Here is a 15,432-nt window from a genome sequence, read left to right on the forward strand (position 1 = left end):
GCAAAGGGGCAGATCATGCAGCATGCAATCCGGCTTGGTGTCGATATCGGCGGCACTTTCACCGATGTGGTGCTGGAACTGGCGGGCGCCAGCCATTCCACCAAGGTGCTGACCACCTATGCCGCCCCCGAGGATGCGATCATCGCGGGGATGCACCAGGTCTGCGCCAAGGCGGGGATCAGCCCGGCGCAGATCGGCCAGATCATCCATGGCACGACACTGGCCACCAATGCGCTGATCGAACGGCGCGGCGCGCGCACGGCGCTGATCACGACGACAGGCTTCCGCGATGTGATCGAGATGCGCACCGAAAGCCGGTTTGAACAATATGACCTGAACCTGCAATTGCCCGAACCCTTGCTGCCACGCCAGCACCGCTTTACCTTGACCGAACGGGTCGATGCGCAGGGCAAGGTCCTGATCCCGCTGGACCGCGAAGAAATCATCGCCTTGGCCGAGGATCTGGCCAGCTATCATTTCGACTCCATCGCCGTGGGCCTGATCCATGCCTATCTGAACCCCGCCCATGAACGCATGATCCGCGAGGTGCTGGCCGCGCAGCTGCCGGGGGTGATGATATCGCTGTCATCCGAAGTCTCGCCGCAGATGCGCGAATATGAACGGTTCAACACAACCGTGGCCAATGCCTATATCAAGCCTTTGATGAAATCCTATCTGGGCCGCCTGAAATCGCGGCTGGCAGATGAGGGCGCGGATTGTCCGGTCTTTCTGATGCATTCGGGGGGCGGGATCATCAGCCTTGAAAACGCGGCGGAATTTCCGGTCCGGCTGGTGGAATCGGGGCCAGCGGGCGGGGCCGTTTTCGCCGCCCATATCGCGGCGCGTTACGGTTTGGACAAGATCCTGTCCTTTGACATGGGCGGCACCACGGCCAAGATCTGCCTGATCAAGAACCAGACCCCGAAAACCGCCCGTGTGTTCGAGGTCGCGCGCAGTTACCGGTTCAAGAAAGGATCGGGCATGCCGATCTCGATCCCGGTGATCGATATGGTGGAAATCGGCGCAGGCGGCGGCAGTCTGGCCCATGTCGATAGCCTGCGGCAAATCCGCGTCGGGCCGGAAAGTGCGGGGTCCGAACCCGGCCCTGCCTGTTACGGCCGCGGCGGGCAGCGCCCTGCCGTGACGGATGCCGATCTGGTGCTGGGCAAGCTCGACCCCGATAATTTCGCGGGCGGGTCGATCAAGCTGCACAAGGATGCGTCTGACGCGGCGCTGACAGCGCTTGGCGCAGAGCTGGAGATGGACGCGCTGACCGCCGCTTATGGTCTGGCCGAGGTGGTGGATGAAAACATGGCCAATGCCGCCCGCGTCCATGCCGTGGAAAACGGCGAGGATCTGGCCGGCTACACGATGATCGCCTTTGGCGGGGCCGCGCCGCTGCATGCGGGCCGGTTGTGCGAAAAGCTGGGGGTGGCGCGTTTGCTGGTGCCGACGGGGGCCGGTGTCGGCTCTGCCATCGGGTTTCTGCGCGCGCCGTTCAGTTTCGAGGCGACCCGCAGCGCCTATATGAAATTATCCGCCTTTGACGCGGATCAGGTCCGCGATCTGCTGGCCGCCTTGGCGACAGAGGCGACAGGGTTCGTGCGCAATTGCGATGCCGCAGCCGCGATCACGGCGCAATATAAGGTCTATATGCGTTATTCCGGCCAAGGCTGGGAAATTCCTGTCAGCCTGACCGCCGATCAGGCCGCCAATCCCGATGCGGCGCGTTTTCAGGCGCTGTTCGAGGCGGATTATACCGCCCTGTTCGGCCGCATCGTCACTGGTATGGATATCGAAATCACCGTCTGGGCGGTCAATGCGACCACGGCGCGCGCTGCCGCTGATCCGCTGGCCGCCACCCCCGCAGGCCGCGTGATCACGGGCTATCCCACCCGCGCCCTGTTTGACCCGGCTTTGGCGCAGATCGTGCAGGCGCAAATCGCGCCGCGCGCGCAGCTGGCGCCGGGCGACCTTGTCGCTGGCCCGGCGCTGATCACCGAGGATGAAACCACAATGGTCATCCCCGCCAGCCGACATGCCATTGCCCGCCCCGATGGCAGTATCGACATCACGGAGGCGCAATCATGAGCAATGTTGCCAATCAGGTCATGTGGAACCGTCTGATTTCCATTGTCGAGGAACAGGCGCAGGCGCTGGTCCGCACGGCCTTTTCGACATCGGTGCGCGAGGCGGGTGATCTGTCCGCAGGGGTCTATGATGCCGCCGGCCTGATGCTGGCGCAGGCGGTCACCGGCACGCCCGGTCATGTCAACGCGATGGCCGATGCCGTGCCGCATTTCATCCGCCGGATTGGCCGCGACACGATGCGCGAAGGCGATGTCTATATCACCAATGATCCATGGGAAGGCACCGGCCATCTGCATGATTTCACCGTTGTGACGCCGTCTTTCTATCAAGGAAACCATGTCGGGTTTTTCGCCTGCACCGCCCATGTCGTTGATGTCGGCGGGCGTGGCTTTGGCGCGGATGCGGCCAGTGTCTATGAAGAAGGCATCCATATCCCGATCATGCGTTTCGCCCATGCGGGCCGCGTCGATGAGACGCTGATCGCGATCATTCGCGGCAATGTGCGTGAACCGGATCAGGTGGTCGGTGATCTTTATGCGCTGGCGACCTGTAACGAGATCGGCCAGCGGCGGCTGGCGGAAATGCTGGCGGAATTCAGCCTGTCGGATCTGGACGGGATCAGCGATTTCATCCTGACCAATTCGCGCCGCGCCACGCTGGAACGGATCGCCGCCTTGCCGCGCGACAGCGCCACAGGGGCGATGCGGATCGACGGGTTTGATGTGCCGATTGACCTTTGTGTCAGTCTGAAAATCGCGGCGGACCGGATCATCTGCGATTTCACCGGCACATCGGGTGTGGACAAAAAGGGCATCAACGTGCCGCTGGTCTATACCAAGGCCTATGCCTGCTATGCGCTGAAATGCGCGATTGCGCCGGAAATACCCAACAACGCCGCCTCGCTCGCCCCGTTCGAAATCACCGCACCCGAAGGCAGCATCGTCAATGCGGTCCATCCCGCCCCTGTCGCGCTGCGCCATATCATCGGGCATATGATCCCCGATGTGGTGTTCGGCGCGCTGGACAAGATCTTGCCTGCCACGGTCCCTGCCGAAGGGGCGGGCTGTCTGTGCAATTTTCAGGTCAGTCTGCGCCCCGCCAGCGGCCAAGGGCGCAGGGCCGAGGTGCTGACCTTCAATTCCGGCGGGGCTGGCGCGCGGCCAGCCGTGGACGGGCTGAATGCCACCGCCTTTCCGTCCGGCGTGATGACCATGCCGGTGGAGGCCACCGAACATACCGGCCCCGTCATCATCTGGCGCAAGGAATTGCGCCCCGATAGCGGTGGCGCGGGCCAGTATCGCGGCGGGCTGGGCCAGTTCATGGAGGTGGGTCCCGCGCAAGGGTTCGAGGCTGATTTTTCCGCCATGTTTGACCGTGTGCAGCATCCTGCACGCGGACGGCAGGGGGGGGCGGATGGCGCAGCCACAACGATTGCGCTGGATGATGGCCGCGCGATGCAGGGCAAAGGCAAGCAATTCGTCTCTGCCGGGCGGCGCGTTGTGCTGGGCCTGCCGGGCGGTGCGGGATACGGGCCTGCGGCAGAACGCGACCCAGCCCTGATCAAGCGCGATCTTGCGCGCGGCTATATTTCTGCGAAAGCTGCGATGCGCGATTATGGCCTGACCGAGGCCGACGTCGCCGCCGTGCAAGCCCAGGTCACCAAGGGAGAAACCGCCTGATGCAGACCCACGCCAAATCCAGTTACGACGTGGTCATCATCGGCGGCGCGATGCTGGGGTCGGCGGTGGCGTGGTTTCTGACGGATAACCCCGATTTCGACGGCTCCATCCTCGTCGTGGAACGCGACCCGACTTACGCGCAGGCCGCCACATCGCTGACCAATTCCTGCATCCGCCAGCAATTCAGCGCCGCGATCAACGTGCAGATTTCGCAATTCGGCGCGGATTTCGTCAAGAATTTCCCCCGCTATATGGGCAACGACCCCCGCGTGCCGCAGCCGCGCCTGCACAGCTTCGGCTATCTCTATCTGGCTGATACGCCTGCATTCGCCGCCGCCTTGCGCGATGCGCAGGTGGTGCAGGCGGCATGCGGGGCTGGCACCCGCCACATGACCCGTGATGAAATTGCCGCCGCCTATCCGTTCTACCAGCTGGGTGACATCATCGCGGGCAACCATAATCTGGTGGATGAGGGCTATTTCGACGGCAATACCCTGTTCGACTGGTGGCGGCGGTCCGCGCGTGAACGCGGCGTGGACTATGTCACCAACGAGGTCACCGCGATCACCCGCGATGCCAGCGGCACCCGCGTGCAAAGCGTCACGCTGGCCAGTGGCGAGACTATCGCCTGCGGCCAAGTCGTCAATGCCGCTGGCACGCGCGGCGCGCAGGTGGCGGCGATGGCGGGGATCAGCATTCCGGTGGAACCGCGCAAACGTTATACCTTTATCTTCGAGGCGGCCCAAAGGCTTGACCGTGATCTGCCGCTGACGATTGACCCATCAGGCGTGCATATGCGCACCGACGGGCAATATTACATGGCCGGTTGCCCGCCCGAGGATGACCAGCCCGTCGATCCGACGGATTTCACCGAAGATCACAGCATCTGGGAAGATCACGTCTGGCCCATCATCGCCACCCGCATCCCGCAATTCGAGGCGATCAAGCTGCGCAATTCATGGGCGGGGCATTACGATTACAACACGCTTGACCAGAATGCGATTGCGGGGCCGCATACGCAGGTGGAAAACTTCATCTTTGTGAACGGGTTTTCCGGCCACGGTTTCCAGCAATCGCCCGCCATGGGGCGGGGCATCGCGGAATGGATCACCTATGGTGCCTACCGCACGCTGGACTTGACCCCGTTCGGCTATACCCGCATCGCCAAGGGCGAAAAGTTTATCGAAAAAGCGGTGATCTGAACCGCGACGAAAGGAAATGCCATGAAGAAACTTGTCCTGACAGGGGCTGCGGGCCGGCTTGGGTCTTATCTGCGTGAACCGCTGACGCGGATGTGTGACGAACTGGTTTCCACCGATATCGTGGCGGATATCGGCAAGCTCTATGACGGTGAAAGCTATGTGCAGGCCGATCTGACCGATCTGGCCGCGATGGAAGCTATTGTCAAAGATGCCACGATGGTCGTGCATTTTGGCGCCATCGGGGACGAGGCACCATGGGACGATATCCTGCGATCCAACATCATCGGGGCCTATAACGTCTGGGAAGCGGCCTATCGTCAGGGCGTCAAACGCGTGGTCTATGCCAGTTCGGTCCATGCGGTGGGGATGCATCTGAAAACCGACACGATCGGCCTAGACGCGCCGCATCGGCCCGACACCTATTACGGTCTGGCCAAATGTTTTGCCGAGGATCTGGCGAGCCTTTATTGGGACAAGCGCGGCATTGAATCGGTCTGCATGCGGATCTTTTCCTGTGCGCAGGCGACGAATGCGCGCAGCATCGGCACTTGGCTATCCTATGACGATCTGATCCATCTGGTGGAACGGTCCATCGACAGCGCTGTCGTGGGCTTTACCAAGGTCTGGGGCCTGTCGAACAATGACCGCGCAGTGGTGGATAATAGCAAGGCGGGGCATCTGGGGTTCCGGCCCAAGGATAATGCCGAGCAATTCGCCAAGGATGTCTTTGCCAAGACGCCGCCTTTGGACAACAAGGATCTGGCCAATCTGTGCATCGGCGGCCCCTTTGCCACGGTCGAGCTGGGCAATTCCGGCGTCGCGGCGCTGGGCGTGGTCAACGACAAGAAAACCACCTGAGCCTGCGCGCGGTCAGTCCCTGGCCGACCGCGCCACCCACATGCCCGCAAGGATCAGGGTCACGCCGGTGACGCGCGCCCATGTGTTGCCTGCCGTGCCCATGATGATGTCGATCACCACGCCCGAAATCATCTGCCCCGCGATGATCAGCAGCGCGGTCTGCGCCGCACCGATCCGCGCGATCAGCCATGATCCTGCGGCGATAAAGACCACGCCGACCGGCCCGCCCAGATAGGCCCACCAGGGCGCGTCTTGCGGCGCGCCTGCGAACAAGCCGCCAAAGACCAAGGCCGCCAGCGTGATGAACCCCAGCCCCACGATGTGATTCCAGAATGACGATTCCCAGGCCGATGTGGACAGCGCCAGCCGCCCGTTAATCTGGCGCGACAGCGACACCAGCATCCCCGCCAGCAAGGCAAGGGCGGCAAAGCCGATCATGCCGCACCGCCAAGAAAGATCAGCACCAGACTGCCCGCGATGATCAGCGCCAGCGCCAGATAATCACGCAGCTGCGGCAGCCGCCGCGGCAGGCCGAACAGCCCGCGGATGTCTGCAAACAGGCTGAACAGCATCTGCCCCGCCAGCCCCAGCGCGATCGTGCCCGACAGCGCCAATGCCGTGTTCATCGTGGCCGAGGTCAGCATCACGGTCACACCCCCCGCAATCCCGCCCAGATAGGCCCAAAGTGGCGGGCGCTGCCGGCTTGCGCGGGCCGGGCGCAACGCCAGCAGGATCACCACCGCCAGCATTGTGCCCGTCAGATGCGGCACCCAAGAGGCAAAGAGCAGCGATCCATAGCCCGCCAAAGTGCCGTTCAACAGCACCATCAACGACAATAACCCACCCGCGCCAAAGGCGGCGGCGATATGCAAAAGACGCGGGGCAGGGGCGGGGCTGGACATGGTGTGATCTATCGGCCGATCTTTGGGCAAAGGCAATCGGATCTGGCTTTGCGCTGGATCAGGTGGGACAGCAAGCAATAACTGGCAAGCGGCGTGCAATCCGCTGCGCCACGTGCGGAACCAAGGTTCCGCGACCGCAGCACGAGCCAAAGGTCTGCCAACTCATGAAACAAAAACCACGGTACAAAAGGCGCTCGGGTTATCGTTGCTGTCCCGGGATCATCATGACCGGGACTTGTGGTGACAATTTGGCGAAACTTTTACTTTCCTGCGTTCGAGGTAAAAAGAACTGCGAAAAGACGGGCCGTTGACACCACCCGATTCCTGTCTATAAGCCGCGACTTCATTGGTGTTGGTGGACCGTGCAAGCGGAACCCTGTCGGCGTGGCAAAATCCACGCAAAGGACAACGCCCTTCGCAACATAAAGAAGGAGATCAGCGCGTGACCAAACGTACCGCTGCCAAGTATAAAATTGACCGCCGGATGGGTGAAAACATCTGGGGCCGTCCGAAATCCCCCGTCAACCGTCGTGAATATGGCCCCGGCCAGCATGGTCAGCGCCGCAAGGGCAAATTGTCCGATTTCGGCACCCAGCTGCGCGCCAAGCAAAAGCTGAAGGGCTATTACGGCGATCTGACCGAAAAGCAGTTCCGCCGCATCTATGCCGAGGCCGAGCGCGTCAAGGGCGACACCGGCGAGAATTTGATCGGTCTGCTGGAGCGTCGTCTGGATGCTGTCGTTTACCGCGCCAAATTCGTGCCGACTGTGTTTGCGGCCCGCCAATTCGTGAACCACGGCCATGTGACCGTGAACGGCCAGCGCGTGAACATCCCGTCCTACCGCGTGAAAGAAGGCGATGTGATCGAAGTTCGCCAGAAATCCAAGCAGCTGGAAATCGTCCTGGTCGCCGCACAATTGCCAGAGCGTGACGTGCCCGATTACATGGATGTCGACCACAACAAGATGACCGCGACTTTCGTGCGCACCCCCACGCTGGGCGATGTGCCTTATCCGGTCACGATGGAACCGAATCTGGTCGTCGAATTCTACGCCAAGAACTGATCCGACGCTGACGTCGCGATTGCAAAGCCGCCCTTCGGGGCGGCTTTTTCGTTTTGTGCCGCGATCTGCCAAGGTTTCTTTTCCGGCCATGATCCGCTATCCCTTTGTAATGAAAAACAAGGGGATGATGATGGCGCACCCAATCCATGGCCGGATCGACGGGCCGATCGTGATGATCGGTTACGGCTCGATCGGCAAAGGCAGCTTGCCGCTGATCCAGCGCCATATCGCCCATGATCCGGCTTTGCTGAGCGTTATCGAACCCAATCCCGCCGCTGCCCCCCTGCTGGCCGCGCAGGGGATCACGCATCACCAGATTGCGCTGACACCGGATAATTACCGCGCCGTGCTGGGCGGGCTGTTCCCCGACGGGCGCGGCTTTTGCGTGAACCTGTCGGTGGATACATCCTCGCTTGATCTGATGAAATTCTGCCGCGCGCTGGGCGTGCTTTATATTGATACCGTGGTCGAGCCTTGGGCCGGTTTCTATTTCGACACCAATGACAATGCGCAGCGCACGAATTACGCCCTGCGCCAGCAGGTCCGCGATGAAAAAGCCGCCAATCCCGGCGGCACGACTGCGGTGTCCTGCTGTGGGGCCAATCCCGGCATGGTCAGCTGGTTTGTCAAAGAAGGGCTGATGATCCTGTCGCGCGATCTGGACCGCGACGATCCTGTGCCCGCTGATCGGGCCGGTTGGGCGCGGCTGATGCAGGATCTGGGCGTCAAGGGCGTGCATATCGCCGAGCGGGACACGCAGGCCCGCGCCAAGCCGCGCCCGCGCGACGTGTTCGTGAATACATGGTCGGTCGAAGGCTTCATCGCCGAAGGCTTTCAGCCCGCCGAATTGGGCTGGGGCACGCATGAGACGTGGTTTCCCGATGGCGCCCATCGCCATGCGACGGGCTGTCAGGCGGGGATCTGGATCGCGCGGCCCGGCGCCATCACCCGCGTGCATAGCTGGTGCCCGACACCGGGGCCGCAATTCGGCTTTCTGGTCACCCATAACGAGGCGATCAGCATTTCGGATTATTATACCCTTGGCGATCCGGCGGCCCCCGATTTCCGCCCGACCTGCCATTATGCCTATCACCCCTGCGATGATGCGGTCCTGTCGCTGCATGAGATGTTCGGCGCGGGCCGCCAGCAGCTGGTGCATGAGATATTGGACGTGGATGAGATCGTCACCGGCATCGATGAATTGGGTGTGCTGATCTATGGCCACGCGAAAAACGCGCTTTGGTTCGGCTCGCGCCTGTCCAATGCAGAGGCCAAGATGCTGGCCCCTGATCAGAATGCGACGGGGTTGCAGGTGACCTCGGCCGTGCTGGCGGGGATGGTCTGGGCGCTGGAGAATCCGCAAGCCGGGATTGTCGAGACCGATGAGATGGATCACGCCCGCTGTCTGCAGATCCAGCGCCCCTATCTTGGCCCGGTCGAGGCGCATTATACCGATTGGACCCCGTTGCAGGACCGCTGGGAGCATTTCCCCGAAGATATCGACGACACAGACCCGTGGCAATTCCGCAACGTGCTGGCAAGCTGATCCGGGTTTTGGCAAACCCGGAGGCGCTCCGCGCGGGGATATTTTTACTCGGAAGATGATCGCGCTGTCTTGTCTCTGGTCACGGCGTGGTGGCGCGGGTAGAACGTGCCAAACGTTACGCGGAAGACTTTGACATGGCGACTGGCATTCAACCCCAACCCGGCATTCTGGATATCGCGCTTTATGTGGGCGGGGCATCGCAGCTGGATGGGCAGAGCAATGTGCTGAAACTCTCCTCGAATGAGAACCCGCTGGGGGCGAGCCCTGCGGCGGTGCAGGCCTTTGCGCGCGCTGCCCATGATTTGCATCGCTATCCGTCCACCGATCATGCCGAGCTGCGCGCCGCGATTGCCGATATCTGGGCTGTCGATGCCGCGCGGGTGGTGTGTGGCGTCGGCTCGGGCGAGATCCTGAAGCTGTTGGGCGAAGCCTATGCCGGGCCGGGCGCGGAGGTGGTTTTCACCGAACACGGCTTTTCGATGTATCCGATCTATGCCCATGCCTGCGGGGCCACGCCGGTGATCGTGCCTGAGCGCGACCGCGTGGTCGATGTCGATGCGATCCTTGCGGCCTGCACGGATCGCACGCGGCTGATCTATCTGGCAAATCCGGCCAATCCGTCGGGCACGATGATCCCCGAGGCCGAGGTTGCGCGCCTTGCCGCCGGTCTGCCGCCGCAGGCATTGCTGGTGCTGGACGGGGCCTATGCCGAATATGTCGCGGATTTCGACGCAGGCCGCGCCTTGGTTGAGGCGCGCGAGAATGTTGTCATGACCCGCACCTTTTCCAAGATCTACGGTCTGGGCGGGATGCGTGTTGGCTGGGCTTATGGCCCGCAGCCGGTGATTGATGTGCTGAACCGGCTGCGCGGCCCGTTCAACCTGTCGGCACCCGCCCTTGCCGCCGCCGAAGCCGCGATGCGCGACACTGCCCATACCGAGCGTTGCCGCGTCGAAAATGCGCGCTGGCGTGATTGGCTGGCGGCGGGGCTTGCGGAATTGGGCGTGCCGTCCGACCCGTCCAGCGCGAATTTCATCCTTGCGCGGTTTGCCGATACCGCCGAGGCGCAGGCCTGCGATGCCTATCTGCGCTCTCAGGGGATCATCGTGCGGCAGGTGGCGGGTTACGGCTTGCCGCATTGCCTGCGGATCACGGTTGGCGACGAATCCGCCTGTCGCCGGGTTGTCCATGCGGTGGGTCAGTTCAAGGGGTCGCGCTGATGGCGGTGATCTATGACAGGGTCGCGCTGATCGGGCTGGGCCTGATCGCGTCATCCATGTGCCACGCGATCCGGCGCGCGGGTCTGGCGCGCGAGATCGTCGGCTATGCGCGCTCTGCCGAGACCCGCGCCACGGCGCGTGAGATCGCGCTATGCGACCGCGTGACCGAAACCGCGGCAGAGGCGGTGGCCGAGGCCGATCTTGTCGTTCTTTGCGTGCCGGTCGGCGCGATGGAAGCAATCGCCGCCGAGATCGGACCGCATCTGAAGCCCGGCGCCACGCTCAGCGATGTCGGGTCTGTCAAACGGGCCGTGATCGACGCGGTTGCGCCTTTTGTCCCCGCAGGCGTGCATTTCATCCCTGCCCATCCTTTGGCCGGGACCGAACATTCCGGGCCGCGTGCGGGGTTTGCCGAATTGTTCGACAACCGCTTTTGCATTCTGGTGCCGGTGGCGGGCAGTGATCCGGCCGCTGTCGCCCGTCTGGCCGATCTGTGGCGCGGCATCGGCAGCAATGTCGATGAAATGGACGCCGACCACCATGATCTGGTGCTGGCCGTGACCAGCCATACGCCGCATCTGATCGCCTATACGATGGTCGGTGTCGCCGATGAATTGCGCCGGGTGACCGATAGCGAAGTCATCAAATATTCCGCCGCCGGTTTTCGTGATTTCACCCGGATCGCGGCCTCTGATCCGACCATGTGGCGCGATGTCTTCTTGCACAACAAGGACGCGACGCTGGATATCCTTGGCCGCTTTACCGAGGAATTATTCGCCCTGCAACGCGCCATCCGGCTGGGCGATGGCGATCATCTTCACGCCTATTTCACCCGCACCCGGTCTATCCGCCGGTCCATCATCGAGGCCGGGCAGGATACCGACGAGCCCAATTTTGGCCGGAGCAAGGCGAAAAAGACCTGATCCATGCGCCTTTACCCGCCCAACCTGCAGTTCTATAAGGCCCGCATGCAGCGCCTGAAGAACATCGTCATTACTTGCCCGGCGGCCTGAGATCGGGCTGGCCGGGAAAAGGTGTCTGCGCCAGCGCACCGCTTTTCATCTGCATTCTGACCGAAGGACACGCGATATGTGCGCCGAAACCAATGATTACAAAGACACGCTGAACCTGCCGCAGACCGATTTCCCGATGCGCGCAGGCCTGCCCAAGCGCGAACCCGAATGGCTGGCCCGCTGGGCGCAGATCGGCGTTTACGACAAGCTGCGCGCCAAGGCTGCAGGCCGCAAGCCTTTCACCCTGCATGACGGCCCGCCCTATGCGAACGGCAACCTGCATATCGGCCACGCGCTGAACAAGATCCTGAAAGACATGGTCGTGCGCAGCCAGCAGATGATGGGCCGTGATGCACGCTATGTGCCGGGCTGGGATTGCCACGGCCTGCCCATCGAATGGAAGATCGAGGAAAAATACCGCGCCAAAGGGCAGGATAAAGACGCGATCAATGTCGTGGATTTCCGCCAGGAATGCCGCAAATTCGCCGAAGGCTGGGTCGATATCCAGCGCGAGGAATTCAAACGCCTGGGCATCACCGGCAATTGGGACGACCCCTATCTGACGATGGCCTTTCACGCCGAACGGGTCATCGCGGAAGAATTCCAGACATTCCTGATGAATGGCACGCTTTATCAAGGCTCCAAGCCGGTGATGTGGTCGCCTGTGGAAAAGACCGCCCTGGCCGAGGCCGAGGTTGAATATCACGACCGCCAGACCGATGCGATCTGGGTCAAGTTTCCCGTCGTTTCCGCCGCCTCGGCGGAGCGCGACAATATGGCCGCCCTTGCCAATGAGGAAGAAACCCCCGAAGCCCGCCACGCGATCATGGCCGCAAGCATGACCCGCGAGGCGCAGCTGCTGGCCGCCAAAGTGGTGATCTGGACCACGACGCCCTGGACCATCCCGCAGAACCGCGCGATCTGTTTTGGCCCCGGCATCGGTTATGGCCTTTACGAGGTGACAGGCGTGCCCGACGAAAGCTGGGCAAAGGTCGGCGATACCTATCTGCTGGCCGATGCTTTGGCCGCGGATGCGCTGGCGGCGGCAAGGCTGGATGACACGATGTATCGCCGCATCCGCAATGTGCAGATCGACGAACTCGAAGCTTTGGTCTGCGCCCATCCTCTGCGCGGGGTAGATGGCGGCGCGGGCGAATGGGATTTCGACGTGCCCTTGCTGCCCGGCGATCATGTGACCGACAGCGCCGGCACCGGCTTTGTCCATACCGCGCCCAGCCACGGCGATGACGATTATGCCATCGGGGTCAAACATGGCCTGCCGATGACCTATAACATCCTTGATGACAGCTCCTACCGCGCAGATCTGCCGTTCTTTGCGGGCGAGGCGATCCTGAAACCCAATGGCAAACCGGGCGGGGCCAATAAGGTCGTCATCGACAAGCTCAAAGAGGTCACAGCTCTGATCGCGACCCGGCGCATCACGATTTCCGATGCACATAGCTGGCGGTCCAAAGCCCCCGTGATCCGCCTGAACCGCCCGCAATGGTTTGCCGCCATTGACCGCGCCGTGGGCGACGGGAACGACACCTATGGCACCACGATCCGCGAACGGGCTTTGCGGTCCATAGATGAATTGGTGACATGGACGCCCAAGACCGGGCGCAACCGGCTTTATTCCATGATCGAGGCGCGCCCCGATTGGGTGCTGTCGCGTCAACGCGCCTGGGGCGTGCCGCTGACCTGTTTCACCAAGAAAGGCGCGCAGCTGAGCGATGCCGACTTCCTGCTGCGCAATACCGAAGTGAACGCCCGCGTGCTGGCAGCTTTTGAGGCCGAAGGCGCGGATGCCTGGTACAAGGACGGGGCCAAAGACCGGTTCCTGTCCGGCATCGTGGACCCTGACGCCTATGATCAGGTCTTTGATATTCTGGATGTCTGGTTCGATTCCGGATCAACCCATGCTTTCGTGCTGCGCGACCGCGCGGATGGGTCGACCGATGGCATGGCCGATCTTTACCTCGAAGGCACCGACCAGCATCGGGGCTGGTTCCATTCCTCGATGTTGCAGGCCTGCGGGACCAAGGGGCATGCGCCTTATCGCGGGGTGCTGACGCATGGGTTCACGCTGGACCAGAAGGGCATGAAAATGTCCAAATCCATCGGCAATACCATCGCGCCCGAAAAAGTCGTGCAGCAATATGGGGCCGATATCCTGCGGCTCTGGGTGGCGCAGTCGGATTACACGGCCGATCTGCGGATTGGGGATGAAATCCTCAAAGGTGTGGCCGATAGCTATCGCCGCCTGCGCAATACGATGCGCTATATGCTTGGGTCGCTGGCCGATTTTTCAGAGGCTGACCGCGTGGCCCCTGCCGATATGCCCGAACTGGAACGCTGGGTGCTGCACCGTCTGGCCGAACTCGACGAGACCGTGCGCGAAGGTTATGCGCGTTACGATTTCCAGGGCGTGTTCCAGGCGATCTTTACCTTCGCCACGGTGGATCTGTCGGCCTTTTATTTCGACGTGCGCAAGGATGCGCTTTATTGCGACGGTGACACCGCGCGCAGGCGGGCCGCGCGCAGTGTGCTTGATATCCTGTTCCACCGGATCACCCGCTGGCTGGCCCCGATGCTCTGCTTTACAATGGAGGAAGTCTGGCTCGAACGTTTCCCCGGCGACCAAAGCTCTGTCCATCTGGAAGATTTCGCCGAAACCCCCGCCGATTGGCGCGATGATGCGCTGGCCGCGAAATGGGCCATTGTCCGGCGCGCCCGCCGTGTCGTCACCGGCGCATTAGAGGTCGAACGCACCGCCAAGGTGATCGGCGCCTCGCTGGAGGCCGCACCCACCGTCCATGTCAGCGCAGATGTGGCGCGGGTGCTTGACACCACCAGCTTTGACGATCTGTGCATCACATCCGCCATCACGATCAGCACCGATGCCGCCCCCCAAGGCGCATTCTGGCTGGATGACGTGGCCGATATCGCCGTGGTCTTTGGCCATGCGCAGGGTGCGAAATGCGAACGCTGCTGGAAAATCCTGCCCGATGTCGGCACATATGCGCATCCGGGTGTCTGCGGGCGCTGCGATAGCGCTTTGGGATAAAACACAAAAAGGGCGGCCCCAAGTGCCGCCCTTCATTATCTTCCGAGCTCAAATATCCTCGCCGAAGGCCTAAAAGTTCTTTCTTCAGCCGTCCTTGCCATAGATGATCTGCTGCGCGATCCCTGCGAATAACAGATAGACCGATGTGATAATCAGCCCCCAATGCGCCAGCGTTTCGGGGTGGAAATCGACCCAGGCCGCCCAGCCCGCAAAGAATGTCCAACCCAACGCCATCGGCAAGGTCACGTTCCGCCACCGTTTCGTGCGGACGGGATGGACGAATTTCAGCGGGGCGAACATCGCCATCGCCAGCGACGAGACCAACAAAAGCGAGACCCAGAAATTCGGCTCCAGCGCGAAGATCACCAAGACCAGCATATTCCAGCATCCCGGAAAGCCCGAAAAGGAATAATCCTTGGTCTTCATCCGGGTATCGGCGAAATAAAGCGCCGAGGCAAAGGTGATCACGATAATCGCCGTCCAGCCGGTCCAGCCCGGCAAGAGGCCGGATTTGAACAAAGCATAGGCCGGCACGAAGACATAGGTCAGATAATCGATGATCAGATCCAGCAGCACGCCATCAAATACGGGCGCGTTGCGCGTGACAGCGTATTTGCGGGCCAATGGTCCGTCGATCCCGTCCACGAAAAACGCCACGACCAGCCACAGGAACATCAGGTCCCATTTCTGATCCACCGCCGCCAGCATCGCCAGCATGGCGAAAACAGCGCCCGAGGCAGTCAGAAAGTGAACGGAAAGGGCCTTGGCGCGTAAATTCATCGGACCGTCAT

Annotated in this window: 12 protein-coding genes; 9 read left to right on the forward strand and 3 right to left on the reverse strand. The window is 61.9% G+C overall.

The window, feature by feature from the left end; all coding sequences use genetic code 11:
- Nucleotides 1-15: 15 nt before the first annotated feature.
- From LOKVESSMR4R_RS02185 to LOKVESSMR4R_RS02200, 4 genes are read left to right on the forward strand one after another with little or no spacing between them, the layout of a single operon-like run.
- Nucleotides 16-2,091, forward strand: a complete 2,076-nt coding sequence (locus LOKVESSMR4R_RS02185; RefSeq protein WP_087212413.1) for a hydantoinase/oxoprolinase family protein — start codon at nt 16-18, stop codon at nt 2,089-2,091.
- Nucleotides 2,088-3,770 (forward strand): hydantoinase B/oxoprolinase family protein, encoded by a 1,683-nt coding sequence (locus LOKVESSMR4R_RS02190; protein ID WP_087206109.1) that lies wholly within the window; start codon nt 2,088-2,090, stop codon nt 3,768-3,770. The genes LOKVESSMR4R_RS02185 and LOKVESSMR4R_RS02190 overlap by 4 nt, the downstream gene beginning before the upstream one ends.
- Entirely contained in the window at nt 3,770-4,972 is a 1,203-nt protein-coding gene (locus tag LOKVESSMR4R_RS02195; RefSeq protein WP_087206110.1) for an NAD(P)/FAD-dependent oxidoreductase, read from the forward strand. Before LOKVESSMR4R_RS02190 ends, LOKVESSMR4R_RS02195 begins: the two co-directional genes overlap by 1 nt.
- Before the next feature lie 21 nt (nt 4,973-4,993).
- Nucleotides 4,994-5,830, forward strand: a complete 837-nt coding sequence (locus tag LOKVESSMR4R_RS02200) for an NAD-dependent epimerase/dehydratase family protein (protein ID WP_087206111.1) — start codon at nt 4,994-4,996, stop codon at nt 5,828-5,830.
- Between the two features lie 12 nt (nt 5,831-5,842).
- On the opposite strand, the gene LOKVESSMR4R_RS02205 is transcribed toward LOKVESSMR4R_RS02200, so the two are convergent.
- Nucleotides 5,843-6,268, reverse strand: coding sequence for a DMT family transporter (locus tag LOKVESSMR4R_RS02205; RefSeq protein ID WP_087206112.1), 426 nt, complete (start codon nt 6,266-6,268; stop codon nt 5,843-5,845).
- Nucleotides 6,265-6,732 (reverse strand): DMT family transporter, encoded by a 468-nt coding sequence (locus tag LOKVESSMR4R_RS02210; protein ID WP_087206113.1) that lies wholly within the window; start codon nt 6,730-6,732, stop codon nt 6,265-6,267. Before LOKVESSMR4R_RS02210 ends, LOKVESSMR4R_RS02205 begins: the two co-directional genes overlap by 4 nt.
- A 442-nt stretch (nt 6,733-7,174) precedes the next feature.
- Between LOKVESSMR4R_RS02210 and rpsD the strand changes: the two genes are divergently transcribed.
- The 5 genes from rpsD to ileS all read left to right on the forward strand — a co-directional run bounded on the left by rpsD (nt 7,175) and on the right by ileS (nt 14,641).
- Nucleotides 7,175-7,795, forward strand: coding sequence for a 30S ribosomal protein S4 (gene rpsD, locus LOKVESSMR4R_RS02215; protein ID WP_087212417.1), 621 nt, complete (start codon nt 7,175-7,177; stop codon nt 7,793-7,795).
- Between the two features lie 124 nt (nt 7,796-7,919).
- The gene (locus LOKVESSMR4R_RS02220) at nt 7,920-9,341 is read left to right on the forward strand and encodes a homospermidine synthase (protein WP_087212420.1); all 1,422 of its coding nucleotides are present in this window, start codon (nt 7,920-7,922) and stop codon (nt 9,339-9,341) included.
- Between the two features lie 134 nt (nt 9,342-9,475).
- Entirely contained in the window at nt 9,476-10,561 is a 1,086-nt protein-coding gene (gene hisC, locus LOKVESSMR4R_RS02225) for a histidinol-phosphate transaminase (RefSeq protein ID WP_087206114.1), read from the forward strand.
- The gene (locus tag LOKVESSMR4R_RS02230) at nt 10,561-11,484 is read left to right on the forward strand and encodes a prephenate/arogenate dehydrogenase family protein (RefSeq protein ID WP_204248706.1); all 924 of its coding nucleotides are present in this window, start codon (nt 10,561-10,563) and stop codon (nt 11,482-11,484) included. The genes hisC and LOKVESSMR4R_RS02230 overlap by 1 nt, the downstream gene beginning before the upstream one ends.
- A gap of 166 nt (nt 11,485-11,650) precedes the next feature.
- The gene (gene ileS / locus LOKVESSMR4R_RS02235) at nt 11,651-14,641 is read left to right on the forward strand and encodes an isoleucine--tRNA ligase (protein WP_087206115.1); all 2,991 of its coding nucleotides are present in this window, start codon (nt 11,651-11,653) and stop codon (nt 14,639-14,641) included.
- A gap of 84 nt (nt 14,642-14,725) precedes the next feature.
- Here ileS and LOKVESSMR4R_RS02240 read toward each other — a convergent pair whose 3' ends face one another.
- Nucleotides 14,726-15,421, reverse strand: a complete 696-nt coding sequence (locus tag LOKVESSMR4R_RS02240) for a CDP-alcohol phosphatidyltransferase family protein (RefSeq protein WP_087212426.1) — start codon at nt 15,419-15,421, stop codon at nt 14,726-14,728.
- Between the last annotated feature and the right edge of the window lie 11 nt (nt 15,422-15,432).

The sequence above is a fragment of the Yoonia vestfoldensis genome, from assembly GCF_002158905.1.
Lineage (GTDB): Bacteria > Pseudomonadota > Alphaproteobacteria > Rhodobacterales > Rhodobacteraceae > Yoonia > Yoonia vestfoldensis_B.